Annotated in this window: 26 protein-coding genes; 22 read left to right on the forward strand and 4 right to left on the reverse strand. The window is 74.6% G+C overall.

The window, feature by feature from the left end:
• Positions 1-184 precede the first annotated feature (184 nt).
• The 16 genes from ABZW03_RS01465 to ABZW03_RS01540 all read left to right on the forward strand — a co-directional run bounded on the left by ABZW03_RS01465 (position 185) and on the right by ABZW03_RS01540 (position 14,777).
• The gene (locus ABZW03_RS01465; RefSeq protein ID WP_355250397.1) at positions 185-1,498 is read left to right on the forward strand and encodes an FKBP-type peptidyl-prolyl cis-trans isomerase; all 1,314 of its coding nucleotides are present in this window, start codon (positions 185-187) and stop codon (positions 1,496-1,498) included.
• A gap of 163 nt (positions 1,499-1,661) precedes the next feature.
• A complete protein-coding gene (locus ABZW03_RS01470; protein WP_355250400.1) occupies positions 1,662-2,045 on the forward strand; it encodes an FKBP-type peptidyl-prolyl cis-trans isomerase in 384 nt (127 codons plus the stop codon).
• A gap of 177 nt (positions 2,046-2,222) precedes the next feature.
• Entirely contained in the window at positions 2,223-3,197 is a 975-nt protein-coding gene (locus ABZW03_RS01475; protein ID WP_355250403.1) for a WYL domain-containing protein, read from the forward strand.
• A 26-nt stretch (positions 3,198-3,223) separates the two neighbouring features.
• Positions 3,224-4,150 (forward strand): WYL domain-containing protein, encoded by a 927-nt coding sequence (locus ABZW03_RS01480; RefSeq protein ID WP_181970795.1) that lies wholly within the window; start codon positions 3,224-3,226, stop codon positions 4,148-4,150.
• A gap of 3 nt (positions 4,151-4,153) precedes the next feature.
• Positions 4,154-4,384: a hypothetical protein gene (locus ABZW03_RS01485; RefSeq protein WP_355250406.1), complete on the forward strand. Its 231-nt coding sequence runs from the start codon at positions 4,154-4,156 to the stop codon at positions 4,382-4,384.
• Positions 4,385-4,414: 30 nt separating this feature from the next.
• Positions 4,415-4,600: a hypothetical protein gene (locus ABZW03_RS01490; RefSeq protein ID WP_355250409.1), complete on the forward strand. Its 186-nt coding sequence runs from the start codon at positions 4,415-4,417 to the stop codon at positions 4,598-4,600.
• Between the two features lie 191 nt (positions 4,601-4,791).
• Entirely contained in the window at positions 4,792-5,091 is a 300-nt protein-coding gene (gene tatA, locus ABZW03_RS01495; RefSeq protein ID WP_355250412.1) for a Sec-independent protein translocase subunit TatA, read from the forward strand.
• A 127-nt stretch (positions 5,092-5,218) separates the two neighbouring features.
• The gene (tatC, locus tag ABZW03_RS01500; protein WP_355250415.1) at positions 5,219-6,112 is read left to right on the forward strand and encodes a twin-arginine translocase subunit TatC; all 894 of its coding nucleotides are present in this window, start codon (positions 5,219-5,221) and stop codon (positions 6,110-6,112) included.
• Between the two features lie 150 nt (positions 6,113-6,262).
• Positions 6,263-7,423, forward strand: coding sequence for an FAD-dependent oxidoreductase (locus ABZW03_RS01505; protein WP_355250418.1), 1,161 nt, complete (start codon positions 6,263-6,265; stop codon positions 7,421-7,423).
• 81 nt (positions 7,424-7,504) lie between these two features.
• Positions 7,505-7,822, forward strand: coding sequence for a (2Fe-2S)-binding protein (locus tag ABZW03_RS01510; protein WP_355250421.1), 318 nt, complete (start codon positions 7,505-7,507; stop codon positions 7,820-7,822).
• Entirely contained in the window at positions 7,803-9,233 is a 1,431-nt protein-coding gene (locus tag ABZW03_RS01515) for an NAD(P)/FAD-dependent oxidoreductase (RefSeq protein ID WP_355250424.1), read from the forward strand. Before ABZW03_RS01510 ends, ABZW03_RS01515 begins: the two co-directional genes overlap by 20 nt.
• 121 nt (positions 9,234-9,354) lie before the next feature.
• Positions 9,355-10,263, forward strand: a complete 909-nt coding sequence (locus ABZW03_RS01520) for a dihydrodipicolinate synthase family protein (protein WP_355250427.1) — start codon at positions 9,355-9,357, stop codon at positions 10,261-10,263.
• 90 nt (positions 10,264-10,353) lie between these two features.
• A complete protein-coding gene (locus ABZW03_RS01525) occupies positions 10,354-11,358 on the forward strand; it encodes a proline racemase family protein (protein ID WP_355250430.1) in 1,005 nt (334 codons plus the stop codon).
• Between the two features lie 37 nt (positions 11,359-11,395).
• Positions 11,396-12,763 carry an aldehyde dehydrogenase family protein gene (locus tag ABZW03_RS01530; RefSeq protein WP_355250464.1) on the forward strand — a complete coding sequence of 456 codons (1,368 nt, stop codon included), beginning with the start codon at positions 11,396-11,398 and terminating at the stop codon, positions 12,761-12,763.
• Complete coding sequence (locus ABZW03_RS01535; RefSeq protein ID WP_355250432.1) at positions 12,763-13,791, forward strand: proline racemase family protein; 1,029 nt, start codon at positions 12,763-12,765, stop codon at positions 13,789-13,791. The genes ABZW03_RS01530 and ABZW03_RS01535 overlap by 1 nt, the downstream gene beginning before the upstream one ends.
• A gap of 56 nt (positions 13,792-13,847) precedes the next feature.
• Entirely contained in the window at positions 13,848-14,777 is a 930-nt protein-coding gene (locus ABZW03_RS01540) for an ornithine cyclodeaminase family protein (protein ID WP_355250435.1), read from the forward strand.
• Between the two features lie 84 nt (positions 14,778-14,861).
• Here the strand turns inward: ABZW03_RS01540 and ABZW03_RS01545 are convergent, their stop codons facing one another.
• Positions 14,862-15,011 carry a hypothetical protein gene (locus tag ABZW03_RS01545; protein ID WP_355250438.1) on the reverse strand — a complete coding sequence of 50 codons (150 nt, stop codon included), beginning with the start codon at positions 15,009-15,011 and terminating at the stop codon, positions 14,862-14,864.
• A 170-nt stretch (positions 15,012-15,181) separates the two neighbouring features.
• The gene (locus ABZW03_RS01550; RefSeq protein ID WP_355250467.1) at positions 15,182-15,739 is read right to left on the reverse strand and encodes a TetR/AcrR family transcriptional regulator; all 558 of its coding nucleotides are present in this window, start codon (positions 15,737-15,739) and stop codon (positions 15,182-15,184) included.
• Positions 15,740-15,955: 216 nt separating this feature from the next.
• Between ABZW03_RS01550 and ABZW03_RS01555 the strand changes: the two genes are divergently transcribed.
• The 3 genes from ABZW03_RS01555 (at position 15,956) to ABZW03_RS01565 (ending at position 18,426) form a co-directional block, all read left to right on the forward strand.
• Complete coding sequence (locus tag ABZW03_RS01555) at positions 15,956-16,837, forward strand: NAD(P)-binding domain-containing protein (RefSeq protein ID WP_355250441.1); 882 nt, start codon at positions 15,956-15,958, stop codon at positions 16,835-16,837.
• A 181-nt stretch (positions 16,838-17,018) separates the two neighbouring features.
• Positions 17,019-17,729, forward strand: a complete 711-nt coding sequence (locus ABZW03_RS01560) for a GntR family transcriptional regulator (protein WP_355250444.1) — start codon at positions 17,019-17,021, stop codon at positions 17,727-17,729.
• A gap of 100 nt (positions 17,730-17,829) precedes the next feature.
• Positions 17,830-18,426, forward strand: coding sequence for a Uma2 family endonuclease (locus tag ABZW03_RS01565; RefSeq protein WP_355250446.1), 597 nt, complete (start codon positions 17,830-17,832; stop codon positions 18,424-18,426).
• Between the two features lies 1 nt (position 18,427).
• Here ABZW03_RS01565 and ABZW03_RS01570 read toward each other — a convergent pair whose 3' ends face one another.
• Positions 18,428-19,111 carry an ABC transporter ATP-binding protein gene (locus tag ABZW03_RS01570; protein ID WP_355250448.1) on the reverse strand — a complete coding sequence of 228 codons (684 nt, stop codon included), beginning with the start codon at positions 19,109-19,111 and terminating at the stop codon, positions 18,428-18,430.
• Positions 19,108-20,184 carry an ABC transporter permease gene (locus ABZW03_RS01575; RefSeq protein WP_355250450.1) on the reverse strand — a complete coding sequence of 359 codons (1,077 nt, stop codon included), beginning with the start codon at positions 20,182-20,184 and terminating at the stop codon, positions 19,108-19,110. The genes ABZW03_RS01570 and ABZW03_RS01575 overlap by 4 nt, the downstream gene beginning before the upstream one ends.
• Before the next feature lie 204 nt (positions 20,185-20,388).
• On the opposite strand from ABZW03_RS01575, the gene ABZW03_RS01580 reads away from it, so the two are divergent.
• The 3 genes from ABZW03_RS01580 to ABZW03_RS01590 all read left to right on the forward strand — a co-directional run.
• Entirely contained in the window at positions 20,389-21,594 is a 1,206-nt protein-coding gene (locus tag ABZW03_RS01580) for a sensor histidine kinase (protein ID WP_355250453.1), read from the forward strand.
• Positions 21,591-22,223, forward strand: a complete 633-nt coding sequence (locus ABZW03_RS01585; RefSeq protein ID WP_355250455.1) for a response regulator transcription factor — start codon at positions 21,591-21,593, stop codon at positions 22,221-22,223. Before ABZW03_RS01580 ends, ABZW03_RS01585 begins: the two co-directional genes overlap by 4 nt.
• A gap of 71 nt (positions 22,224-22,294) precedes the next feature.
• Positions 22,295-22,887, forward strand: a 593-nt coding sequence (locus tag ABZW03_RS01590; RefSeq protein ID WP_355250458.1) for a nitronate monooxygenase, incomplete at its 3' end; no start/stop codon positions are given.

Genomic DNA, 22,887 nt, shown 5'->3' on the forward strand with positions numbered 1-22,887 from the left:
CGTACGCTTGGGCGGACGCTCGTACAGCGAAGCGTCCGCCCTCATCCTGAGCTGTCATACTGCCCACGCACTGTGGCAGGCGCCGCCCGGTGCCGAGGTCCGGGGCGGGCGGTGCGACCGCAGGCCGGCGTGCCCACGCCGGGCGCAGACCTGGAAGACCTCGTGGCGAGATGGATGGGGAGTCATGACTGAGAAGACGCCGAGCCCGGGCGGGGCCGGCACCGCGGCGAACGGCGGCTCCGCGGGCGACCCGGCCGCCTCTCGCCCCGGCGGCCCGGTCGGCGGGGACCGCGAGTCGATCGTCGTCCCCCCGGCGATCCTGGCGCAGCAGGCCGGCTGGGCGGAGCCCGGCGCCGCGCCGCGCGCCGCGGCCGGGACGAAGACGGACGACGCCCCGCAGATCTTCGCCTCCAACGTGCGCAAGAGCGACACCTCGGAGGCCGGGTACGACGAGAACCCGCCCGGCGTCGGCAAGCTGGGTGTGATCCTCGGCACGGTGCTGGCCGTGCTGCTGGTCGGCAGCGGCATCACGCTCTACATGGTGAACAAGGACGACTCCAAGGACACCGCCGCCGCCAAGCCGGACGCCGCCAAGAGCGCGCCGCCCACGCCGAGCGCCGAGCCGGTGCCGCCGATCAAGGACAGCGCCAAGGTGCTGCCGACGGTCGCCGGCGACTTCGGCAAGAAGGCCGAGATCCAGGTGCCGGGCGAGGCCTCGGACGGCTCCTTCGTCGTCAAGGTGCTCACCGAGGGCACCGGCGCCAAGGTGGAGAAGAACTCCTGGACCTCGGTGGACTACACCGCCAAGGACTGGAACACCGGCAAGGACATCCCGAGCTCGTACGACGCCAACGGGAAGCCGCAGATCTTCCAGGCCGGCACCGACGCGCTGATCCCGGCCCTGGACCAGGCCGTGATCGGCAAGAAGGCCGGCAGCCGGCTGCTGGTGGTGGCCCCGCCGGCCGCCGCGTTCGGCTCCCAGGGCAAGGCCGACATGTCGATCGGCGCCAAGGACGACCTGATCTTCGTGATCGACATCCGCAACGCCAACGCGCCCGACGCCGTGGTGAGCGGTACCGTCACCCCGCCGCCGGCGGACTTCCCGCAGGTCAAGGACAACGGCAAGAAGCCGGCCGAGATCACCCCGGTGGCCGGGGCGAAGGACCCGACCGAGCTGAAGACGCACGTCCTGATCAAGGGGACCGGGCCGAAGGTGGAGAAGGGCGAGAAGGTCGTCGTCCAGTACACCGGCGCGCTGTTCTCGAGCGGCAAGGTGTTCGACTCCTCGCTCAGCAAGGGCCAGGCGTTCACCTTCCCGGTCGGCGGCCAGCAGGTCATCCAGGGCTGGGACCAGGGCCTGGAGGGCCAGACCGTGGGCAGCCGGGTCGAGCTGGTGATCCCCGCCTCGCTGGGCTACGGCGACAAGGGCCAGGGCGACATCCCGCCCGGCGCGACGCTGGTCTTCGTGGTGGACATCCTGGACGCCGGTCAGGGCTGATCCGCTTTTCGGGTGACAATGGTGCACGTGTGACCTTCGGGTCCGGCCGCGTGGCCGGGCCCGTTCGGGCGGCGGACGCCCGTACCGTGGTCCGGGGAGAACGGACCGGGTGCGGGCGTCCGCCGCTTGGTCGTGATGGCAAGCGAATGTGAGAAGAGGGACTGTGAGCGTCAACCTCAACGAGAAGCCCGAGATCGACTTCCCGATCGGCGACGCCCCGACGGAGCTGCAGATCCGCGACATCGTCGTGGGCGACGGCGCGGAGGCCAAGAAGGGCCAGAACGTCAGCGTCCGCTACGTCGGCGTGACCTTCGAGACCGGCGAGGAGTTCGACGCCAGCTGGAACCGGAGCCCCAACGAGTTCCGCTTCCCGCTGGGCGCCGGCCGCGTCATCAAGGGCTGGGACCAGGGCGTCGTCGGCATGAAGGTCGGCGGCCGCCGCGAGCTGACCATCCCGGCGCGCCTGGCGTACGGCGCCCAGTCGCCGTCGCCGCTCATCCCGGCCAACTCGACCCTGATCTTCGTGGTCGACCTGCTGGCCGTCTGAGCCCGTCGTGACCGTGGGCCGGACCCCTCCGGGGGCCCGGCCCACGGGCGTGTCCGGGGGCGTTCGCGGACGCGGCTTTTGCCGTGCGTACCGCTACCGGTACGGTCGGTCCCGCCGGGTGGTGATCGCCCGGCTGGCGCACCCCGCGCGCGGCGCGGCACACCGGAAGGGTCAGCGATGGCGATCGCCAAGGCAGAGCGGCTGATGAATCTCGCCCTGTGCCTGATGAACACCAGACGTCCGCTCTCCAAGAAGGAGCTGCGGGAATCCGTCGAGGCGTACCGCGAGGCCTGGCAGAACAGCAGCGAGGACGCCTTCAACCGGATGTTCGAGCGGGACAAGGACGACCTGCGCGAGCTCGGCCTGGTGATCGACGTCGACGAGAGCACGCTGGACGGGGAGCTCGGCTACCTGGCCCGCGCCGACCGCAACCGGCTGCCCGAGATCGCGCTGGACGCCGAGGAGGCGGCCGCGCTGACCCTGGCCGCCAGGGTCTGGCAGCAGGCCAAGATGTCCGGCGCGGCGAGCGGCGCCCTGCAGAAGCTGAGGGCGGCCGGGGTGCCGTTCGCCGAGGCCGAGGGCCGGACCGCCCTGGAGCCGCGCATCCCGGCCCGGGAGGCCGCGTTCGAGCCGCTGCTCACCGCCGCCCGGGACCGCCGTCCGGTCACCTTCGAGTACCGCAAGGCCGGTGCCGCCGCCGTCGAGCAGCGCAGCGTCGAGCCGTGGGCGCTGGAGTGCTGGCGCGGGCACTGGTACCTGGCCGGGTACGACCGGGACCGGGGCGACGCCCGGGTGTTCCGGCTCAGCCGGATCACCGGCCGGGTGAAGGCGAGGTCCGGGGCCTTCCTCGGCACCGTGCCCGAGCACGTGGACGTCCGGGCCACCGTGGCGAAGTTCGCGGGGGAGGGGGCCACCGCCACCGCGACCGTCCGGGTCCGCCGGGGCGCCGGCTTCCCGCTGCGCACCAAGGCGCTGGCCAGCACCCGGGTGGACGACGCCTGGGACGAGCTGGAGATCCCGTACGGCAACGGGCTGGGCGCGGACCTGGCCGAGTTCGGGCCGGACGTGCTGGTGCTCGGGCCGGAGGAGCTGCGAGCGGATGTGGTCGACCGGCTGCGGGCGGTCGCGGGGCTTGAAGGAGAAGGCGCGTGAGCAACGCCATCGACCAGACGCGACGGATGCTGTCGCTGGTCACCTACCTGCGCGAGCGGCCCGGGGCCGAGGTCGCCGAGGTGGCCCGGGCGTTCGGGATCAGCGAGCGCGAGCTGATCGCGGACCTCAACGTGCTGCCGATGTGCGGCACCAGCTTCCGCGGCGGCGACCTGCTGGACATCGACACCGACGGCGAGCGGATCTGGTGGCACAACGTCGACGACGTGGCCCAGCCGCTGCGGCTGGCCGCCGACGAGGCGACCGCGCTGCTGGTGGCCGCCCGCGCGGTGGCCGGGCTGCCGGGCCTGCGGGCCGGGGACCGGGAGGCGCTCACCCGGGCCGTCGCCAAGATCGAGAACGCGGCCGGGGAGAGCGCCGAGGGCAGCGCCCGGGTCGGCGTGACCTTCGAGGCGGAGAGCCACGTCTTCGCCGACATCGACCGCGCGCTCAGCGAGGGCCGCCGGCTCTGGCTGCGCTACTACTCGCACGGGCGCGGCGGGATGACCGAGCGCGAGGTCGACCCGATCCGGCTGCTCACCGAGGGCCACACCTACCTCGAGGCCTGGTGCCGCACCTCCGAGGACCACCGGATGTTCCGGCTCGACCGGGTCGCCGAGATCCGCGTCCTGGACGTCCCGGCCGACCCGCCCCGGCGCGAGCCGCGCGACCTGAGCGGCGGGCTGGTCAACCCGGCGGCGGACGACCCCGAGGTGGTCGTCGAGGTCTCCTCCGGCGGGCGCTGGGTGGCCGAGTACTACACCCACGACCGGGCCGAGGAACTGCCCGACGGCGGGCTGCGGATCACCCTGCGCAGCGCCGACCCCTCCCAGCTGCGCCCGCTGGCGCTGCGGCTGGGCCGGGACGGCCGGATCGTCTCGCCGCCCGAACTGGCCGAGCAGGCGCGCTCGGCCGCGCGGGAGGCGCTGGCCGCCTACGGGGAGGGGCGGGTCTGAGCGGTGGAACCCGGGACCAGATTCAAGGTGTACTGCTCCGAGTGCCGGGAGAAGGTGGAGCTCCCGGCCGAGGACTTCCGGCTGACGCTCGGGCGCACCCCGGGCCAGGCGCACTACAGCTTCGGCTGCCCGCGGTGCGGGGCGGCGGTGCGCAAGCCGGCCGGGGAGAAGATCGTCGAGGCGCTCACCGGGGCCGGGGTGCGCACCATGCGGCTCGTCCCGGCGGAGGGTTGAGGCCGGTACCGCCCGTATAGGGTGGGGCGCATGTCCTGGATGCTCGTCGCCGCCGTCCTGCTCGCCACCGCGGGCCTGCTGGTCCTCGGGGTCCTCGCGATCCGGCTCTGGCTGGACGTGCGGGCGCTGGCCGCGGGTGTGGACCGGGCCTCGCGGGCGCTGGCCGCGGCGGCCGAGGACCTGGCGGAGGCGGTGCCCGGCTCCCGGGCCGCATAGCACGGTCGGGCCTTCGGCGGTACGGGGGCTGCTGCGCGCGGGTGAGGGCGGGTTACGCTCTCAGATGGCTCCTGAACCGCGTACCGGGGGCCGCTGTCCTGTTCGGGCGGCCGTCGTCGTGGCGTCATCCGCAGCGGTTACCATCCGCAGCGGACGGCCCGTCGGGCCGCCATGACTGAAGGTGGTCGCGCATGCGCATCTCGCCGACCGCGATCGTGCTGATCGTGGTTCTCGCCATCGTGCTGTTCGGAGCCAAGCGGCTGCCGGACCTGGCGCGCTCGCTGGGCAAGTCGATGCGGATCCTGAAGAGCGAGGCGCAGGCGATGCGTTCGGACGGCGCGTCCGAGCAGCCGGCCCGTCCCGCTCCCGCTCCGGTGGACGGCGCCGCGGGCCGGACCGTCCAGGCGGCTCCGGGCGCGTCGGCCACCGCCCGTCCGGTGACCGAGTCCGCCGCCGGGGCCTCCGCGCCCGACGGCGACCGGCCGCACTGAGCGCGGCGCACGTGACGCACGCGACTTCGGAGGCCCGTCGACCGGCGGGCCCCCACGCACGAGTTGAGGACCGGGGTTGAGCAAGCTCTCCAAGGCGCCGAAGGCGTCAAAGGATCCTGAGGGGCGGATGGCCCTCGCCGACCACCTGCGGGAACTGCGCAACCGCGTGGTCAAGTCGGTCCTGGCGATCGTGCTGTTCGCGGTCGTCGCGGCGATCTACCACAAGCAGATCGAGCACTTCCTGCTCCAGCCGTTGCCGCAGTGCGACAACAAGATCGACGCGGACCAGTACCACGGGCGCTGTGCCCAGGTGTCCAACATCGGCCTCACCGCCGGTTTCAACTGGATGCTGAAGGTCGCGCTGACCGCGGGCGTGGTGGCGGCCGTCCCGGTCTGGCTGTACCAGGTGTGGGCCTTCGTGGCACCCGGCCTGCACAAGCACGAGAAGAAGTACGCGATCATCTTCATGGCCTGCGGCGCCCCGCTGTTCCTGGCGGGTGTGGGCGCCGCGATCCTGGTCATGCCGACCATGGTCGAGATGCTGATCTCGTTCACCCCGACGGACACGACGCCGATCCTGCCGCCCGAGGACTACTTCGACATCGCCACCCGGATGGTGCTGGTCTTCGGCTTCGCCTTCGAGTTCCCGCTGCTGCTGGTGATGCTCAACCTGGTCGGCATCGTGACCGGCAAGCGGCTGCTCGGCTGGTGGCGCGGAGCGGTCATGGCCATCACCGTGTTCGCCGCGTTCGCCACTCCGGGCGCCGACCCGTTCAGCATGCTGCTGCTGTCGATGCCGATCTGGGCGCTGTACTTCATCGCGGTGGCGATCGCGCTCTTCAACGACAAGCGCAAGGCGCGCCGCAACCCGGACGCCGGGCTGGACGACGAGGAGGCCTCGCAGCTGGACCTCTCGGTGCAGCCGGTGGCGGGTGCCGAGTCCGTCCGGGCCTCGACGGCTCCGGCGGCCGGCCCGGCGGTGCCCGCCTCCCGCCGCGAGGAGATGGACGACATCACCTGAGCCGGTAGGGCCTGTCCTCAGCGCTGAGGGAGCCCCGAGCCCCGGTCCGTCGCTCTGTCGAGCGGTGGGCCGGGGCTTTCCGCTGGTCGGGGCGCTCCCGGGTTCGGGGGCGGTCTTGGCAGGTCGCATGGCATGTGACATATTACTGGCGTGCTGAAGACCGAGAGACCTCCCCTGGACGTCGTCGTGGTCGGCGCCGGTGTGGTCGGCGCCGCCTGCGCCTACTACGCCGCCCGCGCCGGGCTCGCCGTCGCCGTCGTGGACCGCGGGCCGGTGGCCGGCGGCACCACCGGCGCGGGCGAGGGCAACCTGCTGGTCTCCGACAAGGAGCCCGGCCCCGAGCTCGACCTCGCCCTGCTCAGCACCCGGCTCTGGCGCGAACTCGCCGAGCGGCTCGGCCCGGCGATCGAGTACGAGCCCAAGGGCGGCGTGGTGGTCGCCTCCACCGCCGCCGGGCAGGACGCGCTGCGGGCCTTCGCCGCCGGGCAGCGGGCCGTCGGGGTCGAGGCCGAGGAGGTGCCCGGCGAGCGGCTGCGCGAGCTGGAGCCGCACCTGGCCGAGGGCCTGGCCGGCGGCTTCCACTACCCGCAGGACGCCCAGGTCCAGCCCGCCCTCGCCGCCGCCCACCTGCTGCGCGAGGCCCGCCGGCTGGGCGCCGAGCTGATCACCGGGGAGAGCGTCACCGCCGTCGACCGGGGCCCGGACGGCGCCGTGCGCGGCGTGCGGACCGACCGGCGGAGGCTGGCGGCCGGCGCCGTGGTGAACGCGGCCGGCACCTGGGGCGGTGAGATCGCCGCGCTGGCCGGGGTGCACCTGCCGGTGCTGCCCCGGCGCGGCTTCGTACTGGTCACCGAGCCGCTGCCGCGGGTCGTGCGGCACAAGGTCTACGCCGCCGACTACGTGGCCAACGTGGCCAGCGGCTCGGCCGGGCTGGAGACCTCCGCCGTGATCGAGGGCACCCCGGGCGGCCCGGTGCTGATCGGCGCCAGCCGGGAGCGGGTCGGCTTCGACCGCACGCTCTCCCAGGAGGTGCTGCGCCGGCTCGCCGCCCAGGCCGCGGAGCTGTTCCCGGTGCTCGCCGGCGTCACCGTGATGCGCACCTACCGGGGCTTCCGCCCGTACCTGCCGGACCACCTGCCCGCCATCGGGGCGGACCCCCGGGTGCCCGGGCTGTACCACGCCTGCGGGCACGAGGGGGCCGGCATCGGGCTGGCCCCGGCGACCGGGCTGCTGATCAGCGAGCAGCTCACCGGCAAGCGGCCGGAGCTGGACCTCGCGCCGTTCCGGGCGGACCGCTTCCCGGCCGCGTGACGGCCGGCTGACGGCCCGCTGACGGCCCGAGCCCCGCTGGTCCCACTGTTGAGATTCCGTCCTGGATTGGAGAAGCCGCCGATGCGCCGCCGCACCCCCGCCGGGCTGGTCGAGGCCGAGCCCGGGCCCGCCCACCACATCGAGTTCGACGGGCGGCCCGTCCCCGCGCTGCCCGGGCAGTCGATCGCCGCCGCGCTCTGGGCCGACGGCGTGCTCGCCTGGCGCACCACCCGGGTCGGCGGCAGGCCGCGCGGGGCGTTCTGCGGGATCGGCGCCTGCTTCGACTGCCTGGCCACCGTGGACGGCCGCCCCAACCAGCGCACCTGCCTGCTCCCCGCCGAGCCGGGCACCACCGTCACCACCCAGGAGGGCCACGGCCGTGCCGACCTCGCCGTCTGACTCCCCGGCCGACTCCCGGCCGTACGACCTCGTCGTGGTCGGCGCCGGCCCGGCCGGGCTGGCCGCCGCCGTCACCGCCGCCGACCTCGGGCTGCGCTGCGCCCTGCTGGACGGCGGGCCGAGCACCGGCGGGCAGTACTACCGCCACCCGGCGCCCGGCTTGGGCGCGGCCCGGCCGGACCGGCTGCACCACCACTGGTCCGCCTACACCGGGCTGGCCGAGCGGCTCGCCGCGCACGAGCGCGCCGGGCGGGCCGCCTTCCGGGCCGGGCACCAGGTGTGGGCGCTGGAGCGCACCGGGGTCGGCTTCGCGGTGCACGTCACCCGCGGGCCGGAGAGTACCGACCGGGCCACCGTCCGGTCCCGGTCGGTGCTGCTCGCCACCGGCGCGTACGAGCGGCAGCTGCCGTTCCCCGGCTGGACCCTGCCCGGGGTGGTCACCGCGGGCGGTGCCCAGGCCATGCTCAAGGCCGGACTGGTGCTGCCCGGGAAGCGGATCGTGGTGGCCGGCAGCGGCCCGCTGCTGCTCGCGGCGGCCTCCTCGCTGGTCACCGCCGGGGCCGAGGTGCCCGCCGTGGTCGAGGCCACCGGCTACCTCGGGTACGCGCGGCGCCCCGGCGTGCTGGCGGGCGTGCCCGGCAAGCTGGTCGAGGGCGCCGGGCACGGCGGTGCGCTGCTGCGGCACGGCGTGCGGCTGCGCCCGCGCAGCGCGGTGGTGGAGGCGCACGGGACGGACCGGGTCACCGGCGTCACGGTGGCCCGGCTGGACGCCGACTGGCGGCCGGTGCCCGGCACCGGGCGGCGGATCGACTGCGACGCGCTCGCCGTCGGCCACGGCCTGCTGCCGCAGATCGACCTGGCCACCGAACTGGGCGCGCGGACCAGGACCGGGCCGGACGGCGCGGTCGCGCTGGAGGTCGACGCCCGGCTGCGCACCAGCGTGCCCGGCCTCTGGTCGGCGGGGGAGACCAACGGCGTCGGCGGCGCGGACCTCGCGCTCGCCGAGGGCGAGCTGGCGGCGCACGCGGTGGCCGGGGAGTCGCCCGCGACCGCGCTGCTGCGCCGCCGCTCGCGGCTGCGGGCCTTCGCCGAGCTGATGGCCGCCGCCCACCGGCCGGGCCCCGGCTGGACCGGCTGGCTGCGCCCGGACACCGACGTCTGCCGGTGCGAGGAGGTGCCGGTGTCGGCGGTCCGGGAGGCCGTCGAGGAGCTGGGCGCGGGCGATCCGCGCACCGTCAAGCTGCTCACCCGGGCCGGGATGGGCTGGTGCCAGGGCCGGATGTGCGGTCCGGCCGTGGCCTGCCTGGCCGGCTCGGGTGAGCCGGGGCCGGACCGGCGGCCGCTGGGCTGCCCGGTGCCGCTCTCCCAACTGGCGGCGGGGCCGGGGCCGGAGTCGGGGCCGGAGGCGTAGCGGCCGGCCGTCGGAGGACGCGTCACGCCCGCTCGACGGACGGCCGTCGAGCGGTGGGCCGGGGACCTTGTCTCCGGCCTGCCCGCTCTTGTAAAATGTCACACCTCATCAAGGAGTTCATGTGTCCATCACCCAGCACGACACCAACCGTCCCTGGCGCGGCATCATGGTCGCCACCACGCTGCCGCTGCGCCCGGACCACTCCGTCGACTACGACGCCTACGCCGAGCACGTCCGCTGGCTGATCGACTCCGGCTGCGAGGGCGTCGTCCCCAACGGCTCGCTGGGCGAGTACCAGACGCTCACCGCCGAGGAGCGCGCCAAGGTCGTCGAGGTCGCCGTCGAGGCGGCCGGCGACGGCTCCCGGGTCATGCCCGGCGTGGCCGCCTACGGCAGCGGCGAGTCCCGCCGGTGGGCCGAGCAGGCCGCCGAGGCCGGCGCCGGCTCCGTCCTGCTGCTGCCGCCGAACGCCTACCGGGCCGACCACGCCTCGGTGCGCGCCCACTACGCCGAGGTGGCCAAGGCGGGCCTGCCGATCGTGGCGTACAACAACCCGATCGACACCAAGGTCGACCTCGTCCCCGCGCTGCTCGCCCAGCTGCACGCCGAGGGCTCGATCGTCGCCGTCAAGGAGTTCAGTGGCGACGTCCGCCGGGCGTACGAGATCGCCGAGCTGGCCCCCGGCCTCGACCTGCTGATCGGCGCCGACGACGTGCTGCTGGAGCTGGCGCTCGCCGGTGCGGTCGGCTGGATCGCCGGCTACCCGAACGCCCTGCCGGCCGCCTCGGTGGCGCTCTACGACGCCGCCGTCGCCAAGGACCTGGACACCGCGCTGCCGCTCTACAAGTCGCTGCACTCGCTGCTGCGCTGGGACTCCAAGACCGAGTTCGTCCAGGCCATCAAGCTCTCCATGGACATCGCCGGGCGCCCCGGCGGCCCGGTGCGCGCCCCGCGCCAGCCGCTCTCCCCGGAGATCGAGGCGGCCGTCCGCGCGGCCACCGAGAAGGCGCTGGCCGACGGCCTGGTCTGACACCCGCGCGACTCCTGGCCTCCGGGCCGGCTGCGGCGGCAGTCGGCCCGGCCCACCCCCACCCTCCGAACCTGTACAGGAGTTGTACCCATGCGCAGCCGTCACGTGTTCCACGCCGTCGACTCGCACACCGAGGGCATGCCGACCCGGGTGATCACCGGTGGCTTCGGCGTCATCCCCGGGGCCACCATGGCCGAGCGCCGGGTGCACTTCCAGCAGCACCTGGACCACTTCCGCACCCTGCTGATGTACGAGCCGCGCGGCCACGCGGCGATGAGCGGCGCGATCCTCCAGCCGCCGACCCGGCCGGACGCCGACTTCGGCGTGCTCTACATCGAGGTCTCCGGACTGCTGCCGATGTGCGGGCACGGCACCATCGGCGTCGCCACCGTGCTGGTCGAGACCGGGATGGTCCCGGTGGTCGAGCCGGTCACCACCGTGCGGCTGGACACCCCGGCCGGGCTGGTGGTCGCCGAGGTGCACGTCGAGGACGGCGCCGCCAAGGCGGTGACCATCCGCAACGTGCCCGCCTACTCCGTCGCCCTGGACCGCAAGGTCGAGGTGCCCGGCTACGGCACGGTGACCTACGACCTCGCGTACGGCGGCAACTTCTACGCCATCCTGCCGCTCGCCGAGTTCGGGCTGCCCTTCGAGCGCGAGCGCAAGCAGGAGAGCCTGGACGCCGGCCTGGCGATGATGGACGCGATCAACGCGGGCCCGGACCGGCCGGTGCACCCGGAGGACCCGTCCATCCACAGCTGCCACCACGTCCAGCTGCTCGCCCCCGGCTCCACCGCCGAGCACTCCCGGCACGCGATGGCCATCCACCCCGGCTGGTTCGACCGCTCGCCCTGCGGCACCGGCACCTCGGCGCGGATGGCCCAGCTGCACGCGCGCGGCGAACTGCCGCTCGGACAGGACTTCCGCAACGACTCCTTCATCGGGACCACCTTCACCGGGCGGCTGGTCGAGCAGACCGAGGTGGCCGGGCGGCCCGCGGTGGTGCCCACCGTCACCGGGCGGGCCTGGATCACCGGCACCGCCCAGTACTTCCTCGACCCGAGCGACCCGTTCCCGGCGGGCTTCCTGCTCTGACCCCCTCCCACCCCGTTCCCGTACCTCCACCGAAGGGCTGCCGGCCGTGACCATCACCTCGTACAACCCCGCCGACCCGGACGACCTCGTGGTCGCCGTCGAGGAGCCCGGCGCCGAGGCCGTGCGGGCCGCCGTCGGGCGGGCTCGGGCGGCGCAGGGCGACTGGCTCGCCGCCGGGGCGGGCGCCCGGTCGGCGGCGCTCGGCCGGATCGCGGACGCCGTGGAGGCGCACGCCCACGAGCTGGCCGCGCTGATCGTGCGCGAGGTCGGCAAGCCGTCGGCCGAGGCGCTCGGCGAGGTCGCCCGCACGGCGGCGATCTGGCGCTACTACGCGCAGGCGCCGTACGCGCCCTCCGGGGCGGTGCACGAGACCGCCGCCGGGCCCGGACTGCTGCTCACCCGCCGCCGCCCGTACGGGGTGGCCGGGCTGATCGCGCCGTGGAACTTCCCGCTGGCGATCCCGACCTGGAAGGCCGCGCCGGCCCTGGCCGTCGGCAACGCGGTGGTGCTCAAGCCGGCGCCCGAGGCGACGGCCTGCGCGCTGCGGCTGGCGGAGCTGGCCGGGCTGCCCGAGGACGTGTTCACCGTGCTGCCCGGTGGGGCCGAGGAGGGCGCGGCGCTGGTGGAGTCGGTGGACGTGGTCTCCTTCACCGGGTCGACCGGCGTCGGCCGGGCCGTGGTGCGGGCCGCGACCGAGCGCGGGGTGCCGGTGCAGGCCGAACTCGGCGGGCTGAACGCCGCGTTGGTGCTGCCGGACGCCGACATCGCGCAGGCCGCCGGGCACATCGCCGCGGCGATCGCCGGGTACGCCGGGCAGAAGTGCACCGCCACCAGCCGGGTGATCGCGGTCGGTGCCGCGTACGAGCCGCTGCGCGAGGCGCTGGTCAAGGCGCTGGCGGCGGTCGACGACGCGGTCTGCGGGCCGGTGATCAACGCCGCCGCCCGGGAGCGGCTGACCGGTGCCGTCTCCTCGGCCGTCGGGGCCGGGGCCGTGGTCCTGGCGGGCGGCCGGGTGCCCGAGCGGGCCGGCTGGTACGTCGAGCCGACCCTGCTCGCCGAGGTGCCGGCCGAACACCCGCTGGCGCGCGAGGAGTTCTTCGGCCCGATCGCGGTGCTGCACGCCGCGGCCGACCTGGACGAGGCCGTCGCGCTCGCCAACGACACCCCGCACAGCCTCTCCACCTCGGTGCACACCCGCAGCCTGGACGTGGCGCTGGCCGCCGCCGACCGGCTGGACGCGGGGATGATCCGGGTCAACGCGCCCTCCAGCGGCGTCGACTTCCACCTGCCCTTCGGCGGGGCCAAGGGCGCGAGCCACGGCGAGCGCGAACAGGGCCAGGCCGCCCTGGACTTCTACACCGTCAGCCGGACGGTCAGCGTGCTGCCGGGCGGAGGTGCGCTCTGATGTTCGTGCGGACGGTCGACTACCACACGGCCGGCGAGCCGTTCCGGATCGTGCTGGACGGCGTGCCGCCGATCCCCGGCGACACCGTCGCCGAGCGCCGGGCCATCGCGCTCGGCGCGGGCGGCAGCGCGACCGCGCCCCGGCCCAGCGCGCTGGACGACGTCCGGCAGCTGCTCAGCCGGGAACCGCGCGGCCACGCCGGGATGTACGGCGGCTTCCTGGTGCCGCCGGACGACGACGAGGCGCACCTGGGCGTGCTGTTCTGGCACAAGGACGGCTACTCCACCGCCTGCGGGCACGGCACCATCGCGCTCGGCGCCTGGGCGGTGGACTCCGGGCTGGTGGCGGCCCCGGCGGACGGCGTGGCGCGGGTGCGGATCGACGTGCCGTCCGGCCGGGTCACCGCCCTGGTGCACCGCAGCGGCGGGCGGACCACCGGGGTGACCTTCCGCAACGTGCCCAGCCGGGTGACCGCGCTGAAGCTGCCGGTGGAGACCTCGCGCGGCACCGTGGAGGTCGCCGTGGCGCACTCCGGCGCCTGCTACGCCTCGGTGCCGGCGGCCGCCCTCGGGCTCGCCGTGGAACCGGCTCGGCTGCCCGAACTCACCGCCGTGGGGCGGGAGATCAGGGCGGCGCTGGCCGGCTCCGACGCGGTCGCGCACCCGACGGACGCCCGTCTCTCGGGCGTGTACGGGGTCGTGCTGTACGACGAACTCCCGTCGGAGGACGGGGTGTTGAACCAGCGCAACGTCACCGTCTTCGCCGACGGGCAGATCGACCGCTCGCCCTGCGGCTCCGGCACCTCCGCCCGGCTCGCGGTGCTCGCCGCCGAGGGGCGGCTGGCCCCCGGTGAGCCGCTGCGGCACGAGTCGGTGATCGGGACGGTGTTCACCGGCCGGTTCCTCGCCGGCGGCGACCCGCGGGGCGAGGGCGTGGTCACCGAGGTCGGCGGGACGGCCTTCCGCACCGGCGAGCACGGCTTCGTCCTGGAGCCGGACGACGAGCTGGGAGCGGGGTTCCTGCTGTGACCTCCGCCGCGCCGGCCTCGGTGCCGACCGCTGTACCGGCCGCTGTGCCGGCTTTCATGCCAACCGTGGTACCCGGCAGGGCGGTTGTGCCGCTCCAGTACGCCGTGCCGGGCACCGGCGGGGTCGGGCCCGCCGGGGCGGTGGGGGCGATCGAGCGGGTGCTGCTGGACGGGTTCGACCCGGAGGCGGCACCCGCCCGGTCGGCGGTACCGGTGCCCGCCGGGGAACTGCTGATGATGCCGGCCGCCGCCGGGCCGTACGCCGGCGTGAAGATCGCCGGGGTCGCGCCCGCCAACCCGTCGTCCGGACTGCCCCGGATCACCGGGAGCTACCTGCTGCTGGACGGGCCCACCCTGCAGCCGCTCGCCCTGCTGGACGGCGCCGCGCTCACCGCCCTGCGCACGCCCGCCGTCACCGTCGCCGCGCTGCGGCGGCTGGCGGTGCCGGAGGCCGAGCACCTGGTGCTGTTCGGCTCCGGGCCGCAGGCGTACGGGCACCTGGACGCGCTGCTCGCCGTCCGGCCGCTGCGGCGGCTCACCGTGGTGGCGCGCAACGCCGAACGGGCCCGGGCGCTGGCGGCGTACGGGCGGGAGCTCGGGCTGACGGCCGAGGTCGGCGAGCCGCGGGCGGTCCGGGACGCCGACCTGGTGGTCTGCTGCACCACCGCGCGCACGCCGCTGTTCGACGGCGCGCTGGTGCCCGCGCACGCGGCGGTGGCGGCGGTCGGCTCGCACGAGCCGGACGCGCGGGAGGTGGACGAGCTGCTGGTCCAACGGGCCGAGCTCTACGTGGAGGCACGCACGGTCGCGGGCCGGGAGGCCGGGGACCTGCTGATGGCGGGTGTGGCCGGGCGGCAGCTGTGGAACCTCGCCGAGCTGGTGCGCGGGGACGCGCCGGTGCCGGACGGGCGGCCGCGGTTCTTCAAGAGCGTCGGGATGGCCTGGCAGGACCTGGCGGTCGCGGCGGAGGTGTACCGGCGGGGGTAGCCGCCCGGTCGCCCTGGCCGCCCCGGTCGGTTCGGTCGCCCTGGCCGGCTCAGCCGCCCCGGCCGGCTCGCCGCCCCGGCTGGTTCAGTCGCCGAGGAAGGCGAGCCAACTGCCCGGGGTGGCGGCGCAGTCGGCGAGCCCGGCGCCGTGGTCGGTGGACAGGTGCAGCAGGGTCGGGGCGCTGCGGCGGCCGTTGTTCGGGCGGCCGTCGTACAGTGCGATTTCGATCGACAAGTCCGTTACTCCTGGCCGTGGTTGGGAGTTGTGAGACTGGAGCCGGCGCAGCGGGAAGGGATCCCCCGCTGCGCCGGCTCCGCGTGTTTCCGGGCGGCCGGTGTTCCGAGCGGCTGGTGTCTTCCGGGCGGCCGGCGCCGACGGCTGGGCCGGTGTGTGGGCCCGGTCGGTCAGGCCCGGCCGTCGGTGTAGGAGGCGAGCAGGCGGGCCAGGTGCTTGCCGGTGACCAGCAGCGGCTGCTCGCTGCGGGCGATCTGGGCGGCGAGCTCGGCGCCCTCCAGGGCGCTGATCACGGTGCCGGCCAGCTCGCGGGCGTCCTCCTCGCCGATGCCGCCGGCACGCAGCCGTTCCGTCACGATGGCGTGCCAGTGGGCGAAGGCCTCGGTCACCGCCGCCTCGATCACCGGCACCCGGCCGACCGTCTCCAGCGCGGTGCTGCTGATCGGGCAGCCGTCCTGCCAGTCGGAGGCGCGCAGTTCCTCGGCGAGCATCCGGGTGCAGGTGGTGATCGCCTCGCCGAGGTCCGTCGAGGAGTCAAGCCCGGCGCGCAGCAGGACGGCGAACTCCTCGTCCCCGTGCCGGATCGCCTCGGCGGCCAACTCCTGCTTGCCGCCCGGGAAGAAGTGGTAGACGGAGCCGAGGGTGGCCTCGGCCTCGCGGGAGATCTGCTTGATGCCGGTGCCCTCGTACCCCTGGCGCTGCAGCAGCCGGGAGGTGGCCCGGACGATCCGCTCGCGGGTGCCGGGTTTCGCCTCGGCCTTCGCGCCGGGCGTCGTGGTCGGCTTCGCGTCGCTCTTCGCGGAGGTTCTCTCGGGCGTCGTCACGGCGCGATCCTAGCCGAGATTCTGAGTAGAGCGTTCGTTCCAGTCCTGTGCTAGCGTCAGCTCCGGCGCTCTGAGTAGAGCGTTCGTTCTAGCGATTCGTGCTGGTGGAGGGGAAGACGCATGCCCGTGGAGCAGCAGTCGAAGCGATCCGTGACGGTGATCGGGCTCGGCCCGATGGGGCAGGCCATGGCCGGGGCGTTCCTGGACGCCGGGTACGCCGTCACGGTGTGGAACCGCACGGCCGGGCGGGCCGACGGCCTGGTCGCCCGGGGTGCGCGGGAGGCGGCCGACGCGGAGGCGGCGGTGGCGGCGAACGAGCTGGTGGTGCTCAGCCTCACCGACTACGACGCGGTGTTCAAGGTGCTGGAGTCGGTCGAACCGGCGCTCCGGGGCAAGGTGGTCGCGAACCTCAGCTCGGACACCCCTGAGCGGGCCCGCGAGGCCGCCCGCTGGCTGGCCGAGCGCGGCGCCGGGCACCTGACCGGCGGGGTGCAGACGCCGCCCTCGGGCATCGGCAGCCCGGAGTCGTCCACCTTCTACAGCGGCCCGGTCGAGCTGTTCCAGCGGCACCGGGCCGCCCTGGAGGTGCTCACCGGGGCCGACTACCGGGGCGACGACCCCGGGCTGGCGCAGCTGTACTACCAGATCCAGATGGACCTGTTCTGGTCCTCGATGGTCGGCTACCTGCACGCCACGGCGATCGCCGAGGCCAACGGCATCTCGGCCGAGGAGTTCCTGCCGTACCTGACCTCGACCGCCGCCTCGATGCCCGGCTTCCAGGCGTTCTACGCGCCGCGGATCACCGCCGGGGACCACCGCGGGGACGTCGACCGGCTGGCGATGGCACTGGCCAGCATCGAGCACGTCCGGCACACCGCGGAGGACTCCGGGGTGGACGGCGCGCTGCCGGCCGTCCTGGCGGAGGCGTTCCGGCGGGGCCTCGAGGCCGGGAACGGCGCGGCCAGCCTGACCACGCTGGTGGGCCAGTTCCGCCGGGCGTAGCCCTCCGTACGGAGCTGAGGATCGTGTGCCGTCGGCCGGTTGTCACGGCCGACGGCCACTGTCACCATGGCATTCGGCGTGCCGGGGGCGGGTGTTGGGGCTGCGGGAATCACCGGCTGTCGCGCACGCAACGTAACGTGACATTGTACGCTGGTGTTCTGCACCCATCCGGAGGAACACCATGGCCGACCTCAAATCCCGCACCCTGATCTCCGTACAGGAGCGGCTTCGCGACCAGGTCGCCCACGCGCTCCGGGCGGCCCTGATCTCCGGCGAACTGCGCCCCGGCGTGGTGTACTCCGCCCCCGCGCTCGCCGCCGACTTCGGCGTCTCCGCGACCCCGGTCCGCGAGGCCATGCTCGACCTCGCCCGCGAGGGCCTGGTCGAGGCCGTCCGCAACAAGGGGTTCCGGGTCACCGAGCTGACCGACCGGGATCTCGACGACTACACCGAGATCCGCGCCCTGATCGAGGTCCCGACCGTCGGCCGGGTGGCGCGCACCGCCACCAAGGAGCAGCTGGAGCGGCTGCGCCCGCAGGCCGAGGCGATCGTCGCGGCGGCCCGCAAGCACGACCTGATCGGCTACCTGGAGGCCGACCGCCAGTTCCACCTGGACCTGCTCGGGCTGGCCGGCAACACCCGGCTGGTCGAGGTGGTCGGCGACCTGCGCAAGCGCTCGCGGCTGTACGGCCTCAACCGGCTCGACGAGCGCGGCGAGCTGGTCTCCTCGGCGGAGGAGCACCTGGAGCTGCTGGACCTGATGCTCGCCGGCGACTCGGCGGGGGCCGAGGCCTGCATGACCCGCCACCTCAGCCACGTCCGCTCGCTGTGGGCCGGCGAGGAGAAGCCCGCCGACCCGGAGCCCTCGGCCCTGCGACTCCGGTCCCGGTAGGGGCTAAACCACTCGTTCGGGTGAGGTCTGAGGATCGGTCGCCGAAGGGTGACCGGGCTCTACGATGATGGTCTCGACATCGGCAGCCCGGAGGAACTCCATGTCCGCCGCAGCAGTGGAAGAGCCCTTCGAGCAGATGACGCTGCTCGAAACCGCCGAGCTGTTCTCCAGGCAGCTTGTGGGGCATCGGGTCGAGATCCTCGGAGGACAGATCACAGTGACGCCGCCTCCGGGCGGTCAGCACGGTGACTCGCTCACCAGCGTCAGCCTGCCGTTCCTCGTGGCAGGTCTCCATGGCGAGACGACCCGACTGATTCAGGGAATCGGCCTCTGGTTGCCCGGCGGCCCGTCGGACTATGCGATCCCGGACATGTCGATCGTCGATGCCGACTATGCCGACCACTTGATCGAGCGCAACTGCTACGACCCTGTGATCTTCAGGCTCGTCCTGGAAGTGACGTCGTCGAATTACTTGGTTGACCTGAAGGTCAAACCGGTGCTGTACGCCGAAGCAGAAGTGCCCGTCTACGTCATCGTCGACCGCAAGAACCTGAAGGTCATGGTGCTCACCGACCCGCAGGACGGTGAGTACCGAGTGCATGCCGTCCACCACCCCGGGCAGACGTTCACCCTGCCGGAGTCGATCGGCGCCGCTGTGACGCTCTCGGTGGACGACGTGCTCATCGCCAAGAAGTAGCTCACACCGCCGCGGCGGGGAGGGTCAGCCTCCCGTCGTGGACCTCGGCGATCTGGTCGACGGCCGTCAGGTGGGTGCGGTCGTGGGTGACCAGCACCGTGGCGGTGGCCCGGCGGTGGGTGAGGTCGGTGATCAACTCCAGGACGGCGGCTCCGCGTTCGTGGTCGAGGGCGCTGGTGGGCTCGTCCACCAGGAGCACCGTGGGATCGTTCATCAGGGCGCGGGCGATGTTGACCCGCTGGCGCTGGCCGCCGGAGAGCTGGTGCGGGCGGCGGGCGGCCTGGTCGCGCAGGCCGACGGCGTCCAGGAGTTCCAGGGCCCGGGGGAGCGCGGTGCGCGGGGAGCGGCCGTCGAGGTGGGCCATCACCTGCAGCTGTTCCACGGCGGTGAGCGAGGGCAGCAGGTTGGCCTGCTGGAAGACGATGCCGATCCTGGTGCGGCGCAGCGCGGTGAGCTCCGCCCGGCCGAGGCCGGTGGTGTCGGTGCCGTCGACCACGACCTGCCCGGAGTCCGGGGTGATCAGGGTGGCGGCCACCGCCAGCAGGCTGGACTTGCCGGAGCCGGAGGGGCCGACGACGGCGGTGAGGGAGCCCTTGGGGACGGTCAGCGAGACCTCGTCCAGGGCCGTGAGCCGGCCGTCGCCGTCGGGGTACGTGAGGGTGATGCGGTCGAGGGTCAAACTCATCGGGCGCTCCCCAGGGCGGTCAGCGGGTCGACGGAGGTGATCCGGCGGATGGACAGGGCCGCGCCGATCGCGCCGAGGGCGATCATGACGGCGGCGGGCAGCAGCAGGGTCGGGGCGTCCAGGACGAAGGGGACGGCGGAGCCGATCAGCGAGCCGGCGCCGAGGGCGATCGCGGTGCCGACGACCGTGCCGCCCACCAGCAGCAGGACGGCCTGGCCCAGGGCGTCGCGCAGCAGGTAGCGGGTGGAGGCGCCGAGGGCCTTCAGCACCGCGATGTCGCCGCTGCGCTGGATCGTCCAGACGGTGAAGAACGCGCCGATCACCAGGGCCGAGATGGCGAACAGGAAGCCGCGCATCAGCTGGAGGGAGCCGTTCTCCGAGGTGTAGGAGCCGATCGCGGTGAGCGCGTCGTCCCGGGTGCGGGTCTCGGTGCCGTGGCGGGCGTCGGCGGCGGCCAGGTCGGCGCCCTTCGCGGTGCTGAGCGCGATGACGGTGGCGTGGCCGGCGCCGCCGGGGGCGGCCTGCTGCCAGTCGCCGAGGCCGGTCCAGATCACCGGGGTGTGGCTGTACGCGGCGTCGCCCTCGACGGCGGCGACCGTGAGCGGGTGCCCGGCCAGGGTGAACCCGGCGCCGGGGGCGAGGCCGCCCAGGTCCTCCGCGGCGGTCCGGGACAGCACCGCCTGGCCGGGGGCGATCCGGGTGCCCTGCGGGGCGAGCCCGGAGCCCTCCTGGACGCCGAAGACGGAGAGCGCGGCGGTGCGCTGCCCGGCGGCGGCCTTGGTGGTGGTGATGCCGAGCGGCTCGGCGGAGGTGACGCCGGGCTCGCGGGCCCAGGCCTGCCACTGCTCGGGGGTGACCTGGGAGTCGGTGAAGGAGAGCTTCTGCCCGTCGGCGGGCTTGCCGAAGACCAGGTGGTCGGCGGGCAGGCCGGTGATCGCGGAGATGTTCTGCCGGCCGAGCCCGGCGGTCAGCCCGGACAGCAGGCCGACCAGCACGGTGATCAGCACGATGACGGTCCCCATCAGGGCGAACCGCCCCTTGGCGAACCTCAGGTCCCTCCAGGCGACGAACACAATGGGCCTTTCCCGTGTGGGTGGTTTCCGCGGGTGCTTCCGCGGCCGGTTTTCCGTGGGTGGTTTCCCGACGCTTCCACCGTCCCGGAGGAGGGGGCCCCGGGGCATCGCGCCGGGGATTGCATCCTGGGCATCAAAGGGCAGAGACCGAGTTCAACCTTTTGATTGATGCCGGGCGCCGGGCGCAGAACTTAGGCTGGACGGATGGCGACCGAACGATCCAGAACCACCCCCGTCGCCCGCGTCCTCCAGGTCTGCCTGCACCTGCTCGTGGCGGGCCTGCTCGCGCTCGCCGTCGCCCGGGCCGTCCTCGTCGACCGGGGCGGCGATCCGGCCGCCGTCGTCGCCGCGGCCACCGCGATGGCCGCCGTCTACACCGTCGGGCCGCAGCTGGCCGCCGTGCGCCGCTCGCGCCGGGCGGCCGCGCTCTGGCTGGCGCTGCTCGGCATCACCTGGGCGGGCGTGCTGATCGCCACCCAGGACGGGGTCTGGCTGGCGTTCCCGCTGTACTTCCTGGAGCTGCACCTGCTGGGCCGGCGCGGGGGGCTGGTCGCCGTCGGGCTGACCGCCGCCGCGTCGATCGCCGCGTGGTCCTGGCACCAGCACAGCTTCGGCTTCGCCGCCTCGATCGGGCCCGCGCTGGGCGCGGCCGTCGCCACCGCCACCGTGCTCGGCTACCAGGCGCTGTACCGGGAGAGCGAGGAGCGGCGCCGGCTGATCGACGAGCTGACCGCCGCCCGCGCCGACCTCGCCGCCGCGCACCACGCGGCCGGGGTGCTGGCCGAGCGCGAGCGGCTCGCCCGGGAGATCCACGACACCCTCGCGCAGAGCCTCAGCTCCATCCAGCTGCTGCTGCGGGCGGCGCAGCGGGCCCTGCCGGAGCGCACCGACGCCGCCGCCGGGTACGTCGAGCAGGCCCGGCAGGCCGCCCAGGACAACCTGGACGAGGCCCGGCGGTTCGTCCGGGCGCTCACCCCGCCGGCCCTGGACGGCGACCCGCTGCCGGTCGCGCTGGAGCGGCTCTGCGCGACCACGACGGCGCAGAGCGGCCCCCCGGTGAAGCTGCACGTCTCCGGTGACCCGTTCCGGCTGCCGGCCGCGCAGGAGGTCGCGCTGCTGCGGATCGCGCAGTCGGCGCTCGGCAACGTCGTCCGGCACGCGGGGGCCTCGCGGGCCGAGGTGACGCTCAGCTACATGGAGGGTGAGGTGGCACTGGACGTGTACGACGACGGGGCCGGGTTCGACCCGGCGGCGGTGGCCGGCCGCACCGGCGGGGACGGCGGGTTCGGACTGCCGTCGATGCGGGCCCGGGCGCGGGCGCTCGGCGGCGGCTTCACGGTGGAGTCGGCGCCGGGGGAGGGGACGACGGTGGCGGTGCAGCTGCCGGTCGCCCCGGAGGCGGGCCAGTGATCCGGCTGCTCATCGCGGACGACCACCCGGTGGTGCGGGCCGGGCTGCGGGCGGTGCTGGAGGGCGAGCCGGACTTCACCATCGTGGCGGAGGCGGCCACCGCCGAGCGGGCCGTCGAGCTGGCCGCGGAGCCGGGCGTGGACGTGGTGCTGATGGACCTCCAGTTCGGCCCCGGCTCGGCGATGAACGGGGCGCAGGCCACCGCCGCGATCACCGCCCGGGCGGGTGCGCCGCGGGTGCTGGTGGTCACCACGTACGACACCGACGCGGACACCCTGCCGGCCCTGGAGGCGGGCGCCACCGGCTACCTGCTCAAGGACGCGCCGCCGGAGGAGCTGGCCCAGGCCGTTCGGGCGGCCGCGGCCGGGCGCAGCGCGCTGGCGCCCAGCGTGGCGGACCGGCTGCTGGAGCGGATGCGGACGCCGGCGGCGGCGCTCAGCGCCCGGGAGACCGAGGTGCTGGGGCTGGTCGCGGACGGGTTGACCAACCAGCAGGTCAGCCAGCGGCTGCACCTGAGCCAGGCCACCGTGAAGTCCCATCTGGTGCACATCTACACCAAGTTGGGGGTGGACTCGCGCACGGCGGCGGTGCGGGAGGCGCGGCGGCGGGGGCTGATCCGCCGAGCGTAGGGTGGGGGCGTTCCGTGCCCGCAGCAGTGTCCCGCCGCAGTGTTCCGTGCCCGCAGTGTGAGGAGCGCCCGATGACCGTCCGGACCGTCCGCCTCGACGAGCTCGCCGTCCCCGTGATCGGCGCCCCGATGGCGGGCGGGGCCTCCACCCCGGAGCTGGTGGCGGCGGTGAACCGGGCCGGCGGGCTGGGCTTCCTGGCGGCCGGCTACCGGAGCGCGGAGGCGCTGGCCGAGCAGGTCGCCGCGGTGCGGAAGGCGACCGACCGGCCGTACGGGGTGAACCTCTTCGTGCCGGGCCCGCCCGGGGACGCGGCGGCCGTCGCCGCGTACCGGGAGCGGCTGCGGCCCGAAGCTGAGCAGTGGGGCGTGACGCTGCCGGAGGAGATCGGGCCGGACCGGGACGACTGGGACGCCAAGCTCGCCGCGCTGCTCGCGGACCCGGTGCCGGTGGTCTCGTACACCTTCGGGCTGCCGGCGGCCGAGGAGGCGGCGGCGCTGCGGGCGGTCGGCACGCTGCAGGTCGGCACCGTCACCACGCCGGCGGAGGCGCGGGCGGCGGAGGCCGTCGGGATGGACGCGCTGTGCGTGCAGGGCCCGGAGGCGGGCGGCCACCGGGGCACCCACCGGATCACGGACCAGCCGGGGGAGCTGCCGCTGCTCCGACT

It is taken from the genome of Kitasatospora sp. NPDC004799 (assembly GCF_040609095.1).
GTDB lineage: Bacteria > Actinomycetota > Actinomycetes > Streptomycetales > Streptomycetaceae > Kitasatospora.

Excerpts from the sequence above, each read along its gene's own strand:
- ABZW03_RS01465 (WP_355250397.1), top strand. The coding sequence starts at position 185 with ATGACTGAGAAGACGCCGAGCCCGGGCGGGGCCGGCACCGCGGCGAAC.
- ABZW03_RS01475 (WP_355250403.1), top strand. The coding sequence starts at position 2,223 with ATGGCGATCGCCAAGGCAGAGCGGCTGATGAATCTCGCCCTGTGCCTG.
- ABZW03_RS01480 (WP_181970795.1), top strand. The coding sequence starts at position 3,224 with ATGCTGTCGCTGGTCACCTACCTGCGCGAGCGGCCCGGGGCCGAGGTC.
- ABZW03_RS01490 (WP_355250409.1), top strand. The coding sequence starts at position 4,415 with ATGTCCTGGATGCTCGTCGCCGCCGTCCTGCTCGCCACCGCGGGCCTG.
- tatA (WP_355250412.1), top strand. The coding sequence starts at position 4,792 with ATGCGCATCTCGCCGACCGCGATCGTGCTGATCGTGGTTCTCGCCATC.
- tatC (WP_355250415.1), top strand. The coding sequence starts at position 5,219 with ATGGCCCTCGCCGACCACCTGCGGGAACTGCGCAACCGCGTGGTCAAG.
- ABZW03_RS01510 (WP_355250421.1), top strand. The coding sequence starts at position 7,505 with ATGCGCCGCCGCACCCCCGCCGGGCTGGTCGAGGCCGAGCCCGGGCCC.
- ABZW03_RS01525 (WP_355250430.1), top strand. The coding sequence starts at position 10,354 with ATGCGCAGCCGTCACGTGTTCCACGCCGTCGACTCGCACACCGAGGGC.
- ABZW03_RS01535 (WP_355250432.1), top strand. The coding sequence starts at position 12,763 with ATGTTCGTGCGGACGGTCGACTACCACACGGCCGGCGAGCCGTTCCGG.
- ABZW03_RS01540 (WP_355250435.1), top strand. The coding sequence starts at position 13,848 with ATGCCAACCGTGGTACCCGGCAGGGCGGTTGTGCCGCTCCAGTACGCC.
- ABZW03_RS01555 (WP_355250441.1), top strand. The coding sequence starts at position 15,956 with ATGCCCGTGGAGCAGCAGTCGAAGCGATCCGTGACGGTGATCGGGCTC.
- ABZW03_RS01560 (WP_355250444.1), top strand. The coding sequence starts at position 17,019 with ATGGCCGACCTCAAATCCCGCACCCTGATCTCCGTACAGGAGCGGCTT.
- ABZW03_RS01565 (WP_355250446.1), top strand. The coding sequence starts at position 17,830 with ATGTCCGCCGCAGCAGTGGAAGAGCCCTTCGAGCAGATGACGCTGCTC.
- ABZW03_RS01570 (WP_355250448.1), bottom strand. The coding sequence starts at position 19,111 with ATGAGTTTGACCCTCGACCGCATCACCCTCACGTACCCCGACGGCGAC.
- ABZW03_RS01580 (WP_355250453.1), top strand. The coding sequence starts at position 20,389 with ATGGCGACCGAACGATCCAGAACCACCCCCGTCGCCCGCGTCCTCCAG.